The sequence below is a fragment of the Geothrix mesophila genome (assembly GCF_022808835.1).
Taxonomy (GTDB): Bacteria; Acidobacteriota; Holophagae; order Holophagales; family Holophagaceae; genus Geothrix; species Geothrix paludis.
Map to the genome: position 1 here is coordinate 238,296 of NZ_JAKZLD010000002.1, position 19,682 is coordinate 257,977.

At 67.9% G+C, this 19,682-nt stretch carries 17 protein-coding genes and 1 pseudogene; 16 read left to right on the top strand and 2 right to left on the bottom strand.

Annotation, left to right across the window (positions count from 1 at the left end):
• Positions 1-426 (top strand): DUF2752 domain-containing protein (locus MLG87_RS08470; RefSeq protein ID WP_243294759.1); only part of this gene is annotated, 426 nt, incomplete at its 5' end.
• Here the strand turns inward: MLG87_RS08470 and dcd are convergent.
• Complete coding sequence (dcd, locus tag MLG87_RS08475; protein ID WP_243294760.1) at positions 427-954, bottom strand: dCTP deaminase; 528 nt, start codon at positions 952-954, stop codon at positions 427-429.
• 2 nt (positions 955-956) lie between these two features.
• Positions 957-1,937, bottom strand: a complete 981-nt coding sequence (locus MLG87_RS08480; protein ID WP_243294761.1) for an FHA domain-containing protein — start codon at positions 1,935-1,937, stop codon at positions 957-959.
• A 164-nt stretch (positions 1,938-2,101) separates the two neighbouring features.
• Here MLG87_RS08480 and MLG87_RS16360 point away from each other — a divergent pair.
• The 15 genes and pseudogenes from MLG87_RS16360 to MLG87_RS08555 all read left to right on the top strand — a co-directional run.
• A pseudogene (locus MLG87_RS16360) lies at positions 2,102-2,674 on the top strand (GTP-binding protein); the annotation flags it as partial.
• Positions 2,675-3,095: 421 nt separating this feature from the next.
• A complete protein-coding gene (gene gltX, locus MLG87_RS08490; protein WP_243294762.1) occupies positions 3,096-4,568 on the top strand; it encodes a glutamate--tRNA ligase in 1,473 nt (490 codons plus the stop codon).
• Positions 4,568-4,912 (top strand): hypothetical protein, encoded by a 345-nt coding sequence (locus MLG87_RS08495; RefSeq protein WP_243294763.1) that lies wholly within the window; start codon positions 4,568-4,570, stop codon positions 4,910-4,912. The genes gltX and MLG87_RS08495 overlap by 1 nt, the downstream gene beginning before the upstream one ends.
• A 186-nt stretch (positions 4,913-5,098) precedes the next feature.
• Entirely contained in the window at positions 5,099-5,914 is an 816-nt protein-coding gene (gene proC / locus MLG87_RS08500) for a pyrroline-5-carboxylate reductase (protein ID WP_243294764.1), read from the top strand.
• Between the two features lie 172 nt (positions 5,915-6,086).
• Positions 6,087-7,796, top strand: coding sequence for a glutamine--tRNA ligase/YqeY domain fusion protein (locus tag MLG87_RS08505; RefSeq protein WP_243294765.1), 1,710 nt, complete (start codon positions 6,087-6,089; stop codon positions 7,794-7,796).
• A gap of 212 nt (positions 7,797-8,008) precedes the next feature.
• Positions 8,009-9,070, top strand: coding sequence for an NADH-quinone oxidoreductase subunit NuoH (gene nuoH, locus MLG87_RS08510; protein ID WP_243294766.1), 1,062 nt, complete (start codon positions 8,009-8,011; stop codon positions 9,068-9,070).
• Positions 9,071-9,080: 10 nt separating this feature from the next.
• Positions 9,081-9,644 (top strand): NuoI/complex I 23 kDa subunit family protein, encoded by a 564-nt coding sequence (locus MLG87_RS08515; protein ID WP_243294767.1) that lies wholly within the window; start codon positions 9,081-9,083, stop codon positions 9,642-9,644.
• Positions 9,645-9,654: 10 nt separating this feature from the next.
• Positions 9,655-10,149, top strand: a complete 495-nt coding sequence (locus MLG87_RS08520) for an NADH-quinone oxidoreductase subunit J (RefSeq protein ID WP_243294768.1) — start codon at positions 9,655-9,657, stop codon at positions 10,147-10,149.
• A 19-nt stretch (positions 10,150-10,168) separates the two neighbouring features.
• A complete protein-coding gene (gene nuoK, locus MLG87_RS08525; RefSeq protein WP_347710760.1) occupies positions 10,169-10,498 on the top strand; it encodes an NADH-quinone oxidoreductase subunit NuoK in 330 nt (109 codons plus the stop codon).
• 7 nt (positions 10,499-10,505) lie between these two features.
• Entirely contained in the window at positions 10,506-12,410 is a 1,905-nt protein-coding gene (nuoL, locus tag MLG87_RS08530) for an NADH-quinone oxidoreductase subunit L (protein ID WP_243294770.1), read from the top strand.
• A gap of 8 nt (positions 12,411-12,418) precedes the next feature.
• Positions 12,419-14,047, top strand: a complete 1,629-nt coding sequence (locus MLG87_RS08535; RefSeq protein WP_243294771.1) for a complex I subunit 4 family protein — start codon at positions 12,419-12,421, stop codon at positions 14,045-14,047.
• Positions 14,044-15,543: an NADH-quinone oxidoreductase subunit N gene (locus tag MLG87_RS08540; protein ID WP_243294772.1), complete on the top strand. Its 1,500-nt coding sequence runs from the start codon at positions 14,044-14,046 to the stop codon at positions 15,541-15,543. The genes MLG87_RS08535 and MLG87_RS08540 overlap by 4 nt, the downstream gene beginning before the upstream one ends.
• Positions 15,544-15,656: 113 nt before the next feature.
• Positions 15,657-17,159, top strand: coding sequence for an efflux RND transporter periplasmic adaptor subunit (locus MLG87_RS08545; protein WP_243294773.1), 1,503 nt, complete (start codon positions 15,657-15,659; stop codon positions 17,157-17,159).
• 12 nt (positions 17,160-17,171) lie between these two features.
• Positions 17,172-18,389 carry an ABC transporter permease gene (locus tag MLG87_RS08550; protein ID WP_243294774.1) on the top strand — a complete coding sequence of 406 codons (1,218 nt, stop codon included), beginning with the start codon at positions 17,172-17,174 and terminating at the stop codon, positions 18,387-18,389.
• Between the two features lie 6 nt (positions 18,390-18,395).
• Positions 18,396-19,643 carry an MFS transporter gene (locus MLG87_RS08555; protein WP_243294775.1) on the top strand — a complete coding sequence of 416 codons (1,248 nt, stop codon included), beginning with the start codon at positions 18,396-18,398 and terminating at the stop codon, positions 19,641-19,643.
• The last annotated feature ends 39 nt before the right edge of the window (positions 19,644-19,682 follow it).

Genomic DNA, 19,682 nt, shown 5'->3' on the forward strand with positions numbered 1-19,682 from the left:
TACCCCCACCCCCCCGTGGGTTCCCCGGGGCCGCGTCCCCCCCGGCCGCCCGGCCCCCCCGGGGGGGCCGCGGCGCTGGTGGGGTGCTGGCTCCTGCTGGTGCTGGGGGGTGTGCTGCTGGAACGGCGGGGCGCCCCCTCCGTCGAAACCTGTCTGTTTCACCGGCTGTCCGGCCACCCCTGTCCTACCTGCGGCAGCACCCGGGTGGTGCTGGCTTTCACGCACGGGGACTGGGCCGGGGCCCTGTGCCTGAATCCCCTGGTGGGCCTCGGCCTGGGCCTGGCGGCCCTGTGGCTGCTGACCCGGCTGGCCACGGGGCGGACGCTGCGCCTGACGGCATCCCTGCGGGAACGGGGCGCCCTTCTGGCGGTGGGAGTCACCCTGCTGCTGGCCAACTGGATCTGGGTGCTCCAGACCCAGTCCTGACTACTCCTTCACGAAGTCCTTCCACAGCATCGACGGCTGGATGCCGGAGTTGCGCTGGTACTTGCCGGATTCGTAGCTGTCGTACTCGCCGCTGACCGTGTGGTAGAAGATCTGGCAGATGCCCACGCCGGCGTAGATGCGCACGGGCTGGATGCAACTGATCTCCAGGGTCCAGAAGCCGCAGAAGCCGATGTCGCCGAAGCCGGCGGTGACATGCACGAAGAGGCCCAGGCGCCCCACGCTGCTGCGCCCCTCCAGCATGGGCACCATGCCGTGGGTCTCCGTGTATTCCAGCGTACGCCCCAGGTAGAGCGTGCCGGGCTGGAGCAGCAGGCCCTCCGCGGGGATCTTCAGGAACTCGATGCCGTTGGGCTTGGCCATGTCGAGCTCGCGCTCGGTATAGACGGCGAGGTCATCCCCCAGGCGCAGGTTGTAGCTGTTGGGGTTCAACTGGCGGTCGGACCAGGGATCGATACGGATCTTCCCCTGGTTCCGGGCCTCGAGGATCTGCTTGCCGGTGAGGATCACCGTCAGCGGTCCACTTTCAGCACTTCGGTCTTGGCCAGCATGTCGCTGAGGCTGATGCGCTCGTCGCCCTTCACGGCCAGGACGATCAGGTTGAGCGCGAGGATGTTGCCGATCTGGCGGAGGATGGCGGGACCGAACTCGATGCGGCCCTGGGGCTGACCCTCCGGCACCACCCGCAGCTTCATCATCTTCTTGCCGATGCTGGCGCCGTATTTCGAGACGCACCAGGGGATGAAGAGCCAGTAGTAGGCCAACCAAGCTAGAGTGCTGACGGGCACCAGGAGGCACCCGACGAAGGGCAGGTGGGACAGGAGCATGAAGACGAAGAAGATGAGCACCGCCGGCACGGCGTCGATGAGGACGGCCAGGAGCCGGTTCACCAGGTCGCCGCGCTCGCCCACGGTCACAGCGTCGTCGGGGATGGAGGGCAGGAGGGAGCCGAGGAAGGACTGCTCGGGAGGCCGGGTGGGAGCCGCGGGCCGGGGCGCGGGCGGCGGGGCCACGGGCGGAACGGGGGGCGCCATCTTGGCGGGGGTGGGCACGGGCCCGGTGGAGGGCTGGATGGGCACCGCGGGGTCCTCGGCCGGCGCCTTCCCGGCATGGATGGCGGCCAGCTCATCCGCGGACATCCGCACGGTGCCGAGGGGGGGCTTGACCGCGCTTTCGCGGTTCACCGCCACCGTGGCGCCGACCTCGGACTGGGGATCCTGGAAGGTGAGCTGCACCTGGCCCAGGGTGATGCGGTCGCCGTTCCGCAGGGGCGAGGACTGCACCCGGTTGCCGTTCACGAGCACGCCGTTGCTGCTCTGGAGGTCCTGGATCTCATAGCCCCCGCCCACCTTGCGCAGGACGCAGTGATGGCGGCTGATGCTGGGATCCGGGAGCCGCAGGGTGTTGTCCAGCTCGCGCCCCATGTGGACTTCTTCATCCACGATCTCGAATTCGCGGGTACCCGCGCTTTCGTGCACCAGAAGCTTGGCCATGGAAACCCTCGGGGAAGGTGGGATGGCGGGAAGTTTAGCGCATCCCTCCGCCATCGTGGCTGCTCATTGGGGGTGGAAGCCCCATATCGGTTCTTTCTTGACGGGTTTCGGTGGACCGGCCAATCTTCCCAGAAGATCACGCGAATGAATCGCGAGGGTGCAGCATGGTGCTTTTCAACGCGGCCACGAAGGAGTTGACGGCGAAGATCGTCTACTACGGGCCCGGCCTCTGCGGGAAGACGACCAACCTCCAGCACATCTACGACACGCTGCCCGGCGAGGGGCGCGGCAAGATGCTGTCGCTGGCCACCCAGACGGACCGCACCCTCTTCTTCGACTTCCTGCCCATCGACCTCGGGACCATCCGGGGGATGAAGACCCGCGTCCAGCTCTACACCGTGCCCGGCCAGGTCTTCTACGATGCCACCCGCAAGCTGGTGCTGCGCGGCGCCGACGCGGTGGTGTTCGTGGCGGATTCCCAGGCCCCGGCCCTGGAAAGCAACAAGGAGAGCTTCCAGAACCTCATCGCCAACCTCAAGGAACAGGGCACCGACCTGTCGAAGATTCCCCACGTCATCCAGTGGAACAAGCGGGACACGCCGAACGCACTGCCCATCGGCACCCTGGACAAGGAGATCAACCTCTTCGGTGTGCCCACCTTCGAGGCCTGCGCCATGCGGGGCGAAGGGGTCAAGGAGACCCTCTCGGGAGTGGCCCGCCTCGTGCTGAAGAGCCTCGCCGAGAAATATGGCGGCGGCGTCGTCGAGGAGCCCCAGACCGTGCTCACGGGAGGAGCGCCACCTCCCCCCCCGCCGCCCCCGACTCCCGCCATGGATTCCAAGCCCCTGGAAGTGGAGGAGCTGTCCGCGGGCGAGCTGCTGGAAGAGATCGACGAATTCCCCGTGGACTCCACCTTCTCGCAGGCCCATGCCCCCGCCCCCACGCACATGCCTCACCGCAGCGTCGTGGAGGTGCCCATCGTGCTGGACCGCAGCCTCTTCAGCGGCGATTCCCCGGTGGAGATCAAGCTGAAGTTGTATATTAAATAAGCTGTCGGCCATCAGCTCTCAGCTTTCAGTCGGGCGCCGATGGCGCCCGCTGTTTTGTCTGATAGCTGATCGCTAATCGCCGATAGCTGATAGCCCGGAGTCCTTCACCATGTCTCGCCAGGTCGTCACCCGCTTCGCCCCGTCCCCCACCGGCATGCTCCACATCGGGGGGGTCCGCACGGCGCTGTTCTGCTGGCTCTATGCCCGCCGGCACGGGGGCCGCTTCATCCTGCGCATCGAGGACACGGACCTCTCTCGCAGCACGGACGACAACATCCGGATCATCGAAGAAGGCATGGCCTGGTGCGGCCTGGACTGGGACGAGGGCCCGGTGGTGGGCGATCCCGGCCAGTGGAAGGGACCCCACGGCCCCTACCGGCAGATGCAGCGCATGGACCTGTACAAGACCAAGATCCAGGAGCTGCTGGACAAGGGCCTGGCCTACCGCTGCCGCTGCTCGAAGGAGGCCCTGGACGAGCGCCGCAAGGCCGTGGAGGCTGCCGGCAAGGTCTTCCAGTACAACCGCGGGATGGACGCGGGGAAGGGTTGCGCCGGCGCGAACCACGACGCCAGCCAGCCCGCCGCCATCCGCTTCCGCATGCCCGTGGACGGTGACATCCTCGTGCCCGATCTCATCAAGGGCGACACCCGCTTCCCCGCCGAGAGCCTGGATGACTGGATCATCGCCCGCACGGGCGAGGCCCCCGGCGAGATCGGCGTGCCCACCTACAACTTCTGCGTGGTGGTGGACGACACCCACATGGAGGTCACCCACGTCATCCGGGGCGACGACCACCTGAACAACACGCCCAAGCAGATCCCGCTGTTCGCCGCCTTCGGCTACGACCTGCCCGCCTTCGCCCACGTGCCCATGATCCTGGGGGCCGACGGCGCCAAGCTCAGCAAGCGGCACGGCGCCACCAGCATCACTGAGTACCAGGCCATGGGCCTGCTGCCCTCGGCCGTGCGCCTGGCCCTGGCCCGCCTCTCCTGGACCCCCAAGATCGACGGCAGGGCCGTGGAGAGCGCCGAAGAGGAGCTGCTCACGGACGAGCAGATGATCCAGCTCTTCGACCTGGCGGACTGCCAGAAGAGCGCGGCCCGCTTCGACATGGACAAGCTGCAGTGGCTGAACCAGAAGCTCATCCAGCGGGCGACCTGGCAGGAACTGGAGCCGCACCTCAGGCCCTTCGTGCCTGAGGTGTGGGATCAGAAGCCGGAAGCCTGGAGAGCCCAGGCCATCCAGGCCACGCAGAAGGGGAAATCGCTCACCGACATGGCCGAGGCCCTGCGCTTCGCCTTCGAGCGGCCTGCCGCCTTCGATGAGAAGGCCGCGGAGAAGTTCATGACCGCGGGCGTCAAGCCCGCCCTGAGGGAAGTCGCGGAGCTCGCGGACTACAGCCACGAGGGCCTGGAGGCCGGCTTCGCCGCCATCCTGGAGCGCCATGGCCTCAAGACCAAGGACCTGGCCCAGGCCCTGCGCGTGGCCCTCTGCGGGAAGCCCGTGAGCCCGGGCATCTTCGACACCCTCATGCTGGTGGGCCGGGAGGAAGTGGCCGCGCGGCTGGCGAAGTGGCTCTGATGGACCTCCAGGAGTTCACCCACATCACCCTGGCCGTGCTGGAGGACCAGGGCGCCGAGGCCTACGCCCCCACCATCATCGCCGGCGACGCGGTCCAGGTGATCCAGGGCATTCCCGAGGGCATGGACCAGCGGGAGGCCCTCCAGGAGACGATCCTGCGCCTGGGCCTGGAGCAGGCCGACTTCTACTTCGGCGTCCGCTCGGGGCCCGGCGAGATCACCACGGGCTTCCACACGCCGGTCGGCACGCAGTTCCAGCTCATCTCCGAGATGCGGCAGGGATTCGTGGTCTCGGACCTGGGCGCCTGCCCCTGGTGGACCCTGGATCATGGGCGGGACCAGTAGCGGTTTCCGCCCGCCAGCAAGGCCCGGAAGGTTTATAGTGATCCACATGATCCTCATCCCGGCCATCCACCCGCGCCCTAGCACCTTGCGTGCGGGGGGGAGTCGCATGATCGGCTGACCTGGATCCAGGTCCCGCCATCCACCCCCGCCCCCACCGGCGGGGGTTTTTCGTTCCAAGGAGCGCGCATGAGCCGCCATCCCAAGCTTGCCATCCTCGGCTTCGGCACCATGGGCCAGGCGATCAGCGCCGGCCTGGTGGAGGCCTCGGGCTACCCGGCAGGCCGCATCCATGCGGCCACGCGGCACCCGGGCGCGGGCCGGGCCCGGGCCGAGGCCCTGGGCATCGCGCTCTCGAACGACGCGGACGAGGCCGTCCGCCACGCGGAGCTGGTGCTGCTCTGCGTGAAGCCGAAGGAACTGAAGGGCCTGCTGGCGGGCCTGTCCACGTCGGGGGCGCTGGACCACCACCCTCTGGTGGTCTCCATCGCCGCGGGGACGACCCTGGACTTCCTGGCGGCCCACACGCCCGCGGGCACGCCCCTGGTGCGGGCCATGCCCAACACGCCCTGCTCCATCCGCCGGGGCATGACCGTGCTGGCGGCGGGGCAGGGGGTCAGCGATGCCCAGCTGGCCCAGGCCCGGGGTCTCTTCGAGCCTCTGGGTCGGGTCATGGACCTGGACGAGCGCCACATGGATGCGGTCACGGGCCTCAGCGCCAGCGGCCCGGCCTTCATGTTCGTCATCCTCGAGGCCCTGGCCGAGGGGGGCGTCCAGTGCGGCCTGCCCCGCGCTGTGGCCGTGGAGCTGGCGGCCCAGATGACCCTGGGCGCTGCCGCCATGGTGCTGGAGACGGGCCGCCACCCCGCGGCCCTCAAGGACGACGTGACCACCCCCGCCGGCTGCACCATCGCCGGCCTCCTGGCCCTGGAGGACGGCCGCATCCGCTCCGTCGTGGCCCGCGGCATCGAGCGGGCGACGCAGGTGGCCGCCGGATTGGGATGACCTGGGAGCTGAAACCGCGAAAGACGCGAAAGGACGCCAAAAGAGGAGCGCAGGGTTTCAAGGGCTCCCTTCATTCTTTCGCATGCCCGAAGGGCTTTCGCGCCTTTCGCGGTTCCCAAAGCCTTTTCAACAAGGCCTTGGTATCTTTGAGGTTTGCATCTTGCGAGCCCCGATGTCCTCTGACACCCCCAGCCCTGAAACCCGCAGCCTCCACTTCATCGAGGAGATCGTGGAGGCGGATCGCGCCTCGGGCAAGCACGGGGGGCGGGTGCTCACGCGCTTCCCGCCGGAGCCCAACGGCTACCTGCACATCGGCCATGCCAAGAGCATCTGCCTGAACTTCGGCCTGGCGAAGGCCTACGACGGCGCCACGAACCTGCGCTTCGACGACACCAATCCGGTGAAGGAGGACGTGGAATACGTCGATTCCATCCGGGACGACGTACGCTGGCTCGGCTTCGAGTGGAAGGGCGAGCACTACGCCTCGGACTACTTCCCCTTCCTCTACGAGTACGCGGAATACCTCATCGGGCAGGGCAAGGCCTACGTCTGTGACCTCTCGGAGATGGAGATCCGCGAGTACCGGGGCAACTTCCACGTGCCCGGCCGCCCCAGCCCGTACCGGGACCGCAGTCCCGAGGAGAACCTGGACCTCTTCCGCCGCATGAAGGCGGGCGAGTTCCCGGACGGCTCGAAGGTCCTCCGCGCCAAGATCGACATGGCGAGCGGCAACATGAACTTGCGCGACCCGCTCATGTACCGCATCCGCCGGGCCCACCACCACCGCACGGGCGACGCCTGGTGCCTCTACCCCATGTACGACTACGCCCACGGCGTGTCGGACGCCATCGAGACCATCACCCACTCCATCTGCACCCTGGAGTTCGAGGACCACCGCCCCCTCTACGAGTGGTTCCTCGAGCAGGACGTGGAGGGCAGGTTCTTCCAGCGCCCCCTGCCGCGCCAGATCGAGTTCGCCCGCCTGAACCTCACCTACACGGTGATGAGCAAGCGGCGCCTCCTCCAGCTGGTGCAGGAGGGCATTGTGCGGGGCTGGGACGATCCGCGCATGCCCACCATCTGCGGCCTCCGCCGCCGTGGCTACACGCCCGAGGCCGTGCGGACCTTCGCCGAGAAGGTGGGCGTGGCCAAGCGGGACATGGTGGCCGACGTGGGCCTGCTGGAGTTCTGCATCCGCGAGGACCTGGAGAAGCGGGCCCCCCGCCGCATGGCGGTGCTGCGCCCCCTCAAGGTGGTCCTCACCAACATGACCGAGGCCGAGGCCTTCGAGGTGGAGGTGCCGAACCACCCGGACGACCCCGCCATGGGCACCCGCAGGCTGCCCTTCACCCGGGAGCTCTACATCGACCAGGACGACTTCCGCGAGGAGGCCCCCAAGAAGTGGTTCCGCCTGGCGCCGGGCGCCGAGGTGCGCCTCCGCGGGGCCTGCCTGGTGACCTGCCGCGAGGTGGTGAAGGATACGGCCGGGAACGTGGTGGAGCTGCGCTGCGAGTGGGATCCCGCCAGCAAGGGCGGCAACGCGCCGGACGGCCGCAAGGTGAAGGGCACCCTCCACTGGGTGAGCGCGGCCCATGCCGTGAAGGCGGAGGTGCGGCTCTACGAGGCCCTCTTCACGCAGGAGGACCCCATGGACGTGCCCGAGGGCCGGGACTGGAAAACCCTCCTCAACCCTGGAAGCCTCGAGGTGCTCGCGGAAGCCCGCCTGGAGCCGAGCCTCCGCGAGGCGCAGCCCGGGGAGCGCTTCCAGTTCGAGCGCACGGGCTACTTTGCCGTGGATCCCGATTCCAGGCACGGCAGTCCGGTTTTCAACCGGACGGTGGGGCTGAAGGATTCGTGGGCCAAGATCGAAGCCAAACAGTAGGCGATTCCCTCCTCGCGGGATCCTGGTTCCGCAAAGCCCCCGGACTCTGCTCCGCCATCCGGCGGTCGGGGGGACCAGGATCGAGGCCCAGGCTGTGACCCAGGTCGCATCGCCGCCCCCGGAGTTCTTTCCCTCCATGTCGGGAAGGCCCTCGCTCTGATAGGCTCGATGGGTTGGGCCTCCCCGCGGGTGGCCCTGCCGGGAAGCCGCCCATGGACAAGCTCGCAAGCCTGCTGCACACCTCGCCTGCCACCGCTTGGATGGTGGCGAAACTCGTCATCGTCTTCGGCGGCGTCTTTTCGCTGGCGGCCCTCTGGACCTGGGTGGAGCGCCGCGGCGCGGCCATGATCCAGGACCGCATCGGGCCCAACCGCGCAGCCCTCTTCGGCAAGATCAAGATCATCGGCCTGGCGCAACCCCTGGCGGACGGCATCAAGTTCTTCTTCAAGGAGGACCTGGTTCCCAATGACGCCAACAAGGGCCTGTTCTGGCTGGCGCCCTTCCTGGCCCTGGTGCCGGCCCTCATGGGCTTCGCCGTCATCCCCTTCGGGCGCAGCTTCGTGAGCGGCGGCCACGAGTACCACATGGCGCTGCTGGATCCCGGCAACGGCATGGGCCTGCTCTACCCGCTGGCCATCGGCGGCATGGCGGTCTATGGCGTGCTGGTGGCGGCCTGGTCCAGCAACAACAAGTGGGCGATCCTCGGCGGCATGCGCTCGTCGGCCACCATGGTGAGCTACGAGATCGGCATGAGCCTGGCCGTGGTCACCATCTTCATGACGGCGGGCGGCTACGATCCCTCCGAGGTGATCAAGGCGCAGGGACACCTCCCATGGGCCTGGAACATTGTCCGCCAGCCCCTCGGCTTCATCGTGTTCTTCACGTGCATGTTCGCCGAGACGAACCGCCTCCCCTTCGACTTCGCCGAGGGCGAGAGCGAGATCGTGGCGGGCTTCAACACCGAATACGGCAGCATGAAGTTCAGCCTGCTGGCCCTCTCCGAATACTGCCACCTGATGACGGCCTCGGCGCTCATCGCCACGCTGTATTTCGGCGGCTGGCAGGTGCCCTTCATGCAGAACCCCCCGGTGATGCTCTCGGTGGCCAGCTTCCTGGTGAAGATGCTCTTCTTCGCCTGGGTCTTCGTGTGGATCCGATGGACTCTGCCGCGGTTCCGTTATGACCAGCTCATGCATCTCGGATGGAAGGCGATGCTGCCGATGTCCATGGTCAACCTGGTCTTCCACGCCTGGCGCATGAGCCAGGGCCACTGAGGAGTAGGCGATGGGTGTCGTCGTCAAGAAGGTCGAGCTGAGCTGGCTGGACCGCACCTATGTCTGGCCGGTGATGAAGGGCATGGGCATCACGCTCAGGCACTTCTTCAGGCAGCTCTTCACGCCCACCGCCAAGCGCTACACGATCCAGTACCCTGACATGAAGAAGGAGATGCCCGAGGGCTACCGTGGCCTCCACGAGCTGAAGCGCTTCGAGGACGGGGCCATCAAGTGCGTGGCCTGCTTCATGTGCCAGGAGGCCTGCCCGGCCCGCTGCATCAGCATCGAGGCCGAGGAGTTCAGCGACCTCAACATCACTCAGGGCTTCGAGGAGAAGCGCCCGGCCAAGTTCAGCATCGACATGCTGCGGTGCATCTACTGCGGCATGTGCGAAGAGGCCTGCCCCAAGGACGCCATCTGGCTCCGCAAGGACTACGAAGTGGCCGCCTACGACCGGCTCGCCATGCAGTACGGCAAGTGGGACCTGATGAACACCTACGCCAAGGCCGACGGCAAGGAGAACATCTCCGAGGATCCCACCCCCACCGTGCCGCGCCGCACGATCGCGTTGTAAGGGAGCGGCCATGTTCATCACCTTTGCCCTCATCACCCTTCTGGGCGCCCTGGGGATGCTGCTGCAGAAGAACGTCGTCGTGGCGGGCCTCTGCATGGTGGCCACCTTCTTCGGCGTGGCCGGACTCTTCGTGCTGCTGGCCAACCCGGTCGCCGCGGCGCTCCAGATCATCGTCTACACCGGCGCGATCATGGTGCTGGTGCTCTTCGTGATCATGATGCTGAGCAGCCACCAGGAAGAGGCGGCCGCCGTCTCCCATCCCGTCCAGCGCTGGCTGTCCGTGGCCCTGCTGGCGGTGCTGGCCTTCGGCGCCGTGAAGCTGGTGTTCGCCTCTTCCGGGGTGAAGACCCTGGCGGTGAAGGGGGCGGCGATGCCCCAGGCCATGACCCTGCAGACGGTGGGCACCAATCTCTTCGCCGACCACCTGCTGGGCTTCGAGGTGGCCGGCCTCGTGCTGTTGGCCGCGATGATCGGCGCCGTGGCGCTGACCAAACGGAACCTGTGAGGAGCCAGTGATGACCGGCATGGATGCGATCCATCAGATCCTCAACGGCGGCCTCCAGGGGTACCTGGTGGTGGCCCTTCTGCTCTTCTTCCTGGGGCTGGCGACGGTGCTGTTGCGCCGGACGCTCCTCCTCCAGTTCATGGGCGTGGAGCTGATGCTCAACGCCGCCAACGTGGTCCTGCTGGCCTTCGCCCGCTTCCGCGGGGGGGACGCCCAGGCCATGGTCTTCTACCTCTTCATCATCGCCGTCGCCGCCTGCGAGGCGGCCATCGGCCTGGCGCTGATCATCGGCCTCTACCGCCACCGGGACACCACGGACTCGGACCGGGCCGCCAGCCTGAAGCAGTGAGGATGCGATGAACAAGTACTACTGGCTCATTCCGATCCTCCCCCTGCTGGGCGCGGCCTTCAACGGCCTGCTGGGCAAGCGCGCGGGCAAGGGCGCCGTCACCGTCGTGGGCGTGGGCGTAGTCCTGGCCTCGCTGCTGGTCGCCACCTCGGCCTTCTTCGCCATGAAGGGGATGCCCGACCACCGTCTGGTGCTGAACTACGGCGAGTGGATGCTCACCGGTTCCATGGCCGTCCCCTTCGGCCTGGTGATCGATCCCCTCAGCGGCACCATGATGCTGATCGTTGCCGGAGTCGGTTTCCTCATCCACCTATACTCCGTGGGCTACATGCACGCGGAGGAGGGCTACGCCCGGTTCTTCAGCTACCTGAACCTCTTCGTGTTCTTCATGCTGACCCTGATCCTGGGCTCGAGCCTGCCCCTGATGTTCGTGGGCTGGGAGGGCGTGGGCCTCTGCTCCTACCTGCTTATCGGCTACTACTTCGAGACGGACTTCGCGCCTCAGGCGGGCCTCAAGGCCTTCCTCTTCAACCGCGTGGGCGACCTGGGCGTGTCCATCGGCATGCTGGTGCTCTTCGCCGCCTTCGGCACCCTGACCATCTCCGACATCCTCACCCAGGCCGGTCATCTGGCCCCCGAGGCGGGCTTCGGCATCCTCACCTTCGCCACCCTGATGCTCTTCGTGGGCGCCACGGGCAAGAGCGCCCAGATCCCCCTCTACCTCTGGCTGCCGGACGCCATGGCGGGCCCGACGCCCGTCAGCGCCCTCATCCACGCGGCCACCATGGTGACCAGCGGCATCTACATGATCTGCCGCCTGGCCCCCCTCTACACGCTGACGCCCATCAGCCTCGACGTGGTGGCCTGGGTGGGCGCGGCCACGGCCCTCTTCGCCGCCACCATCGGCCTCTTCCAGCGCGACATCAAGAAGGTGCTGGCCTATTCCACCGTCTCCCAGCTGGGCTACATGTTCCTGGGCCTGGGCGCGGCGGGCTTCGCGGCGGGCTTCTTCCATGTCTTCACCCACGCCTGGTTCAAGGCCCTCCTCTTCCTCGGCGCTGGCAGCGCGATCACCGCGATGCACCACGAGCAGGACCTCTTCAAGATGGGCGGCCTGAAGAACAAGACGAAGATCACCTTCATCACCATGGTGGCCGGCACCGTCGCCATCATGGGCTTCCCCGGCACTTCGGGCTTCTTCAGCAAGGACGAGATCCTCTACCTGGCCTACCTGAAGTCCCCGGCCCTGTGGGCGGTGGGCGTCGTGGCGGCCTGCTGCACCAGCTTCTACATGTGGCGCCTCATGGCCCTGGCCTTCTGGGGCGAGCCCCGCGACCACCATGCCTACGAGCACGCCCACGAGAGCCCGCTGTCCATGACGGTTCCCCTCATGGTGCTGGCGGTGGGGTCGCTGTTCTGGGGCTTCTGGGGCGTGCCCGAGGCCTTCGGCGGCCACTTCGCCATCGGCGAGTGGCTGAAGCCGGCCCTGACCTTCGGGCAGACCCACGCCGCGCACGGCCATCACGAGGGCCCGGCGGTGCTGCTGGCCGCGATCTCCACGACCCTGGGCCTGGTCTTCGGCTTCCTCGGCTGGTCGAAGTACAAGAACGGGCCGGCCTGGGAGCTGGCCTTCGCGGAGAAGTTCCCTACGGTCCACCGGGTGCTGGTGAACAAGTACTACGTGGATGAGGGCGTGGAGCTCTACCTGCTCCGGCCCATCCGCTGGTTCGGCAACCTCATGTGGAAGCTCTTCGACGTCATCATCATCGACGGCGTGGGCGTGAACCTGCCGGGCGCGCTGGCCCGGGTCTCCGGGGATTTCACGGCGCTCTTCCAGACGGGCCGGGTGCGGAACTACGCGCTCAGCATGGCGCTGGGGGCCGCGATCCTCCTCTATGTCTTCCTGAAGTAGGTGGGGCGATGACCTGGCTGAACCTCCATCCCCTCACCTTCCTGGTCTTCGCGCCGACAGTCCTGGGCTTCCTCCTCATGGCCCTGCCGCACGCGCTGGGCAAGCTGGCGCGCCTGCTGGGCTTCCTGGGCGCCCTGGCCATCTTCGTCCTGAGCCTCGCCTGGCTGCTGGGCCACGCGCCTGCCGCGGGCGGCACGGTCATGGCCGAGCGCACCCCCTGGTTCACGCTGGTGGGCCTGCCCGTGGACTACGCCCTGGCGGTGGATGGCCTGAACCTCTGGCTGGTCCTCCTCACGACCTTCCTCGTGCCCCTCACCATGCTGGGCACCTGGAACAGCCTCAAGGACCGCATGGGCACCTTCGCGGCCCTGTTCCTCCTTCTGGAGACCGGCATGCTGGGCGCCCTGGTGGCCCAGGACCTGTTCGTGTTCTACCTCTTCTGGGAGGCCATGCTGATCCCGATGTACTTCATGATCGGGGTCTGGGGCGGCGATGAGCGCCGCTACGCCGCCAACAAGTTCTTCCTCTACACCCTGAGTGGCTCGCTCCTGTGGCTGGTGGCGCTGCTCTACCTGGCCAACAAGGCCGGCGGCTTCAACCCCGCCGTGATGGCCCAGGCGGCCTCGGCGCTGCCCTTCGGCGTCCAGGGCTGGCTGTTCATCGCCTTCGCCGTGGCCTTCGCCATCAAGGTGCCGCTGTTCCCGCTGCACACCTGGCTGCCCGACGCCCACGTGCAGGCGCCCACGGCGGGTTCCGTCATCCTCGCCGGCGTGCTGCTGAAGCTGGGCGGATACGGCTTCATCCGCTTCGCCATCCCCATCTTCCCCCAGGCGGCGATGCACTACGCCAAGCCCATCGCCCTGCTGAGCGTCATCGCCATCGTCTACGGGGCCCTGGTGGCCATGGTTCAGCGCGACATCAAGAAGCTGGTGGCGTACTCCTCCGTGAGCCACATGGGCTTCGTGATGCTCGGCCTGGCCTCCATGACCGTCATCGGCACCCAGGGCGCCATGCTCCAGATGCTGAACCACGGCATCAGCACCGGTGCGCTCTTCCTCCTGGTGGGCATGCTCTACGACCGGGCCCACACCCGCATGATCGCCGACTTCGGCGGCGTGGCCGTGAAGATGCCCATCTTCACCACCTTCTTCATGATCGTGACGCTCAGCTCCATCGGCCTGCCCCTCACCAACGGGTTCGTGGGCGAGTTCTGGATCCTCAACGGCACCTTCCTCTCCGGCTTCCCGTGGGGCCGCCTCTACGCGTGCCTGGCCACGTCCGGCGTGGTGCTCGGCGCGGTCTACATGCTGTGGATGTTCATGCGGGTCTTCTGGGGCCCCGAGAACAAGGACGAGGACAGCGGCACCCACCACCTGCACAGCGACCTCAACGCCCGGGAGATCGCGGTGATGCTGCCCATCGTCGTGCTCATCGTCTGGATGGGCGTCCATCCGAAGACCTTCGTGGCCGCCAGCGAGACGCCCGTGGCCGCCCTCCTCCTGGAGGTGAAGGCCCCGGCACCCCGGACCTTCGTCCTGACCCCTGCCGTGCACGAGGCTTCCGAGGCCCATGAGGCTGCCGGCGCCGCCGGCGCCCATGCCCCCGAAGCTCCCGCCGCCCACGAGGTGCACCCATGAGCCTCACCCCCAGCCAGTGGGCGGCCCTGCTGCCGCTGCTCATCCCCGCCTTTGGCGCCTGCCTGGTCACCCTGATGTCCATCGACAAGGACCAGGCCACCACCAAGTGGATCCGGGGCGCCATGTACGGCACGGCCCTCCTGGCCGTGGGTGCCAGCTTCTGGTACCTGACCGATCTCTGGAGGACCGGCAGCCAGCCGGCCTTCTTCCAGCTCCACATGGACCGCCTGGCCCAGTTCACGGGCATCTTCGTGGCCGTGGCCGCGGCCCTCACGATCCTCCAGAGCTGGGACCACTTCCACCAGGAAGGCTGGGTGAAGGGCGAGACCCTCGCCCTGCTGCTCTTCGCCGTGGTGGGCATGATGCTCTTCGCCTCCACCACCCACTTCGTGGTGCTCTTCCTGGGGCTGGAGCTGTTCAGCCTCCCCCTCTACGCCCTGGTGGGCACCGTGCGGGCCCGCTCCGAGAGCGCCGAAGGCGGCATGAAGTACTTCCTGACCGGCGCCGTGGCCTCCAGCTGCTTCCTCATGGGCGGGGTGCTCATCTACGGCCTGAGCGGGACCTTCGACCTGGCCGCCGCGGCCTCCATCCTCACGGTCCAGGGACTCACCCTCGATCCCCTGGTGATGGTGGGCGCCGCCCTGATGCTGCTGGGCTTCCTCTTCAAGGTCTCCGCCGTGCCCTTCCACCAGTGGACGCCGGACGCCTACGAGGCCTCGCCCCATCCCATCGCCGGCTTCATGTCCGTGGCCACCAAGGGCGTGGCCTTCATCGCCCTCCTGCGCGTCTTCCCCGGGAGCTTCGGCTCCCTGGGCCCCGTGGGCGTCAAGATGCAGGCCGTGCTGGCGGTGCTGGCCGTCGCCACGCTGGTGCTCGGCAACCTCACGGCCCTGGTGCAGTCCAACGTGAAGCGCATGCTGGCCTATTCCAGCATCAGCCACGCGGGCTACCTCATGCTGGGCTTCGTGGCCGGCACCCCGGCCGCCTACACGGGCGTGCTGTTCTACCTGGTCATCTACCTGGCCATGAACATGGGCGCCTTCGGCCTCCTCACCGCCTTCGGCCTGGTGGGCGAGCAGACCACCTTCGAGGACCTGCGGGGTCTGGGCTGGAAGCGCCCGGCCATGGGCTTCTCGGCCGCCGTCTTCATGTTGAGCCTGGCGGGCATTCCGCCCCTGGGCGGCTTCTACGGCAAGTACATGATCTTCCGCGAGCTGGTGGGCACGGGCCATGTGGGCCTGGCCATCCTCGGCGTCATCGCGAGCCTGGTGTCCGCCTACTACTACCTGCGGTTCCTGGTGGCCCTCTTCCTCCAGGCCCCCAGCGCCGAGGCCGAACGCCTCGCCTCGGATCGCCCGGCGGTCCGCGCTCCCCTGGCGGGCGCCGCCGTGCTGGTGTCCGCGGCCATCGTCCTGGCCGGTGGCTTCATCCAGTACGCCCTGGCGGACGGGTTCGCGAAGCGGGCCATCACAGAAGGCCTGGGCCTGCTCCGATAGTTTTTCGGTTTTCCGGCTTCAACCGGGAACCTTCCCTGGTGGTCCATACATCGTTATGCGAAGGTACAGGGCTGGGCCCCTGTTCGGACCCTTGAGAAGCGGAGCGCGGCGTCATGAAACGGAACACCTGGATCGGCCTCGGCATCGGCGTCGTGGTGGTGGCAGGGGGGGCGACCTACCTGCTCACCCGGCCCAAGGAAGAGATCAAGTGGCGCTCTGCCAAGGTGGACCGCGGCAACATCACCCAACGCATCAATGCCACCGGCGCCGTGAGCCCCGTGGTGCAGGTGGCCGTGGGCACCCAGGTGTCAGGCGTGATCTCGGCCCTCTACGTGGACTACAACAGCATCGTGAAGAAGGGGCAGCTCATCGCCCAGATCGATCCGACCGTCTGGGATACCCAGCTCCAGGATGCCCAGGCCAGCCTGCTCCGCGCCCAGGCTGCCTACGATTTCGCCAAGGCCGACCATGACCGCAGCAAGCGACTGGCCGCGGACAAGCTCCTGGCCGACCAGGATCTCGACACCAAGGAGACGGCTCTCAAGAACGCCCGCGGCAACCTGGAGTCCGCCCAGGCCTCCCTGGCCCGGGCCAAGGCCAACCGTGGCTACTGCGACATCACGGCCCCGGTGGACGGCGTGGTGATCTCCCGGCTGGCCGACGTGGGCCAGACCGTGGCGGCCAGCTTCAGCACGCCGAACCTGTTCCAGATCGCCCAGGACCTGTCGAAGATGAAGGTCCAGGTGTCCATCGGCGAATCGGATATCGACGAGGTGCAGGTGGGCCAGCGGGCCATGTTCACCGTGGACAGCCTGCCGGACAAGCAGTTCGCGGCCACCGTGAGTCTGGTGCGGCAGGAGCCCATCACCACCAGCAACGTGGTGAACTACGTGGTGGAGATGGTGGTGCCCAACGAGCCCCTCTCCGGGCCCGGCGGCGATCCCGCCACCTCCGGCGCGCCGGGGGGCGGCGCGCGGGACCCCGAGAAAGCCTGGGAACGCATGAAGGAGCGCATGGAGGCCCAGGGCGTCACCAAGGAGCAGTTCCTCAAGCGGTTCAAGGAGCGCCAGGCCGCGGCCACCGCCCCGACGGCCCGGCCGGCGATGAAGCCCAGCGCGGTCCCGGCGGACCGCATGGCCCTCGCCCGGACTCCCGGCGGCGCCAGCCTGCTGGGCGGCCCCAAGTTCACGGGCGACCTGGCCCTGCGGTCCGGCATGACCGCCAACGTCACCATCATCACCAATCAGAAGCGGGATGTGATGCGGGTGCCGAACGCGGCCCTCCGCTTCAATCCCGCCGCCTTCATCAAGGAGGAGAAGCCGGCCGAAGGCCCGCGGCTGGGCGGGCCCATGATGATGGGGCGCCCGCGCTCCGGCGCCCAGAGCCAGAGTACGTCGGGCAGCAAGGGCGGCGTGGTGGCCAAGCGCGAGGACCGGGTCTGGGTGCTGGAAAACGGGAAACCCAAGGCGCTGGTCGTGAAGGCCGGCATCTCGGACGGCCAGTTCACGGAGATCACGGGGGAAGGCCTGCAGGAGGGGATGATGATCCTCACCGGCGTGGAGAACACCAAGCAGGCCAACGGCACCTCCGGCGGAACGAACGGCGGGCGGCGGTAGCCGGGGGGGTCCATGCGATTCCTGGAATTCCTCAAACTCGCCCTTTTCGCCATCACGCGGAACAAGATGCGGGCCTTCCTCACCATGCTCGGCATCATCGTGGGCGTGGGCGCCGTCATCGCCATGATCGGCATCGGCGAGGGTTCGAAGCGGGCTTCCATCGCCCTCATCCAGAACATGGGCTCCAATATGCTCACCATCTTCCCCGGGGCCGGCGGCAACCGCTTCGGCCCCATGGCCATGGGCAGCGCCGACATCCTCCTGGAGAGCGATCCCCCGCTCATCCAGCAGGAGCTAGCCCAGAGCAGCGTGGTGGCCGCCTCGGCCCAGGTTCAGACCACCCGGCCCATCATCTACCAGAACAGCAACTACGTGACCCAGGTGCAGGGCACCGGCCCCGAGTTCCTGCAGATCCGGGGCTGGGAGGTGGAGAACGGCCGCTTCTTCACCGATACCGAAGTGCGTGGCATGGCCAAGGTCTGCGTCATCGGCCAGACCGTGAGGGACAACCTCTTCCCCAACGGGGAGGACCCCGTGGGTCTCACCATCCGCGTGGGGGCGCTGCCCTTCCAGGTGGTGGGCGTGCTGGAGAAGAAGGGCGCGGGCATGTTCGGCGACCAGGACGACCTCATCGTGGCGCCATACACCACGGTCATGCGCAAGATCATGGGCCGCGACAAGATCCAGCGCATCATGGTGAGCGCCCAGGAAGGCAAGGCCGAGCTGGCCGAGGCGGAGGTCACCGCGCTGCTGCGCCAGCGCATGAAGGTCGCCCCCAAGGACGACAATCCCTTCCAGATCCGCAAGCAGGACGACATCGTGCAGATGCAGACCCAGCAGGCGGGCATCCTCACGGCCCTGCTCGCCGTGGCCGCCAGCATCTCCCTGGTGGTGGGCGGCATCGGCATCTCCAACATCATGCTGGTGAGCGTCACCGAGCGCACCCGGGAGATCGGCATCCGCCGGGCCCTCGGGGCGACGCAGCACAGCATCCTCTGGCAGTTCCTCATCGAGGCCATCGTGCTGTCCGTGCTCGGGGGCCTCATCGGCATCGCCTTCGCCTACAGCGCGGTGTTCGTCCTCCAGAAGTTCGCCGTGCCCGCCGTGACCGAATCCTGGGCCGTGGCCCTGGGCCTGGGCTTCTCCGGCCTGGTGGGCGTGGCGGCGGGGTTCCTGCCGGCCCTCAAGGCCGCCAAGCTGGATGTCATCGATGCATTGAGGTACGAGTGATCCGGCGTGTCTGACGCGGCGACGACGCACGACCCCTATGCGGCCCTGAGGGAGGGGAACTACCGCTGGTTCATCGCGACCATGGGGCTCGTCACGCTCGGCCTGCAGATGCAGGGCGTGGTGGTGGGCTGGCAGGTCTACGACCGCACCGGCGATCCCCTGGCCCTGGGCCTGGTGGGCCTCTCCGAGGCGCTGCCCTTCCTTGCCACGGCCTTGTTCGGCGGCCACGCGGCGGACCGGGCGAACCGCCTGCGCCTCTGCATGGCTGCCACCCTGGGCCTCGCCCTCTGTTCGGGCCTGCTGTGGGCCTTCACCTGGCGGTGCTCCACGGGTCCGCTGGCCCGCGCCGTGTGGCCCATCTACGGCGTCATCTTCCTCACGGGGCTGGTGCGGGCATTCTACCGCCCCGCCAACGTGGCGCTGGGCACGGACCTGCTCCCCAAGGCGCTCTACGCGAACGGCTCCACCTGGCGGGTGTCCGTCTTCCACGCGGGCATGGTGGTGGGACCCGCGCTGGGCGGGCTCGTCTACGCCTGGCGGGGTCCGACCCTGGCCCACTTCCTGGTGATGCTGCTCCTGGCCTGCGGCACGCTGGGCCTGCTCTTCATCCGCTACGCGCCCCGCCCCGTGGCGCCGCGGGCGGGCTCGGTGCTGGCGAGCCTGGGCGAGGGCCTGTGCTTCGTGTTCTCCCAGCGGCTGCTGCTGGGGGCCATCAGCCTCGACCTCTTCGCCGTGCTCTTCGGCGGGGCCGTGGCGGTGCTGCCCGTGTTCGCCAAGGAGGTCCTGAAGGTGGGCCCCCAGGGGCTTGGCGCCCTCCGCGCGGCGCCGGCCGTGGGGTCGGTGCTCATGGGCATCACCCTGGCCCACCTGCCGCCCCTGAGGCGGGCCGGGCGCACGCTGCTGCTCTGCGTCGCGGGCTTCGGCGCGGCCATGATCGCCTTCGCCCTGAGCCGGAGCTTCGCGCTCAGCCTGCTGCTGCTGGCCGCCAGCGGGGCCGTGGACAACGTCAGCGTGGTGCTGCGGGCCACCCTGCTCCAGACCCTCACGCCCGAGCACATGCTGGGCCGGGTGTCCTCGGTGAACCAGGTGTTCATCGGCTCCAGCAACGAGATCGGCGCCTTCGAGAGCGGCCTGGCGGCGCGGTTGCTGGGCCTGGTGCCCTCCGTGGTCTTCGGGGGTTGCATGACCCTGCTGGTGGTGGCGACCACCGCCTGGAAGGTGCCCGGCCTTCGCCGGATGGACCGCATCGGCTGAGGGATTGAAGAAACCGGCCGAGCTGGTGATCTTGATCAA

Bases quoted from the DNA above. Each gene is read 5' to 3' on its own strand.
- MLG87_RS08480 (WP_243294761.1), bottom strand. From the start codon at position 1,937: ATGGCCAAGCTTCTGGTGCACGAAAGCGCGGGTACCCGCGAATTCGAG.
- gltX (WP_243294762.1), top strand. From the start codon at position 3,096: ATGTCTCGCCAGGTCGTCACCCGCTTCGCCCCGTCCCCCACCGGCATG.
- MLG87_RS08495 (WP_243294763.1), top strand. From the start codon at position 4,568: ATGGACCTCCAGGAGTTCACCCACATCACCCTGGCCGTGCTGGAGGAC.
- proC (WP_243294764.1), top strand. From the start codon at position 5,099: ATGAGCCGCCATCCCAAGCTTGCCATCCTCGGCTTCGGCACCATGGGC.
- MLG87_RS08505 (WP_243294765.1), top strand. From the start codon at position 6,087: ATGTCCTCTGACACCCCCAGCCCTGAAACCCGCAGCCTCCACTTCATC.
- nuoH (WP_243294766.1), top strand. From the start codon at position 8,009: ATGGACAAGCTCGCAAGCCTGCTGCACACCTCGCCTGCCACCGCTTGG.
- MLG87_RS08515 (WP_243294767.1), top strand. From the start codon at position 9,081: ATGGGTGTCGTCGTCAAGAAGGTCGAGCTGAGCTGGCTGGACCGCACC.
- MLG87_RS08520 (WP_243294768.1), top strand. From the start codon at position 9,655: ATGTTCATCACCTTTGCCCTCATCACCCTTCTGGGCGCCCTGGGGATG.
- nuoK (WP_347710760.1), top strand. From the start codon at position 10,169: ATGGATGCGATCCATCAGATCCTCAACGGCGGCCTCCAGGGGTACCTG.
- nuoL (WP_243294770.1), top strand. From the start codon at position 10,506: ATGAACAAGTACTACTGGCTCATTCCGATCCTCCCCCTGCTGGGCGCG.
- MLG87_RS08535 (WP_243294771.1), top strand. From the start codon at position 12,419: ATGACCTGGCTGAACCTCCATCCCCTCACCTTCCTGGTCTTCGCGCCG.
- MLG87_RS08540 (WP_243294772.1), top strand. From the start codon at position 14,044: ATGAGCCTCACCCCCAGCCAGTGGGCGGCCCTGCTGCCGCTGCTCATC.
- MLG87_RS08545 (WP_243294773.1), top strand. From the start codon at position 15,657: ATGAAACGGAACACCTGGATCGGCCTCGGCATCGGCGTCGTGGTGGTG.
- MLG87_RS08550 (WP_243294774.1), top strand. From the start codon at position 17,172: ATGCGATTCCTGGAATTCCTCAAACTCGCCCTTTTCGCCATCACGCGG.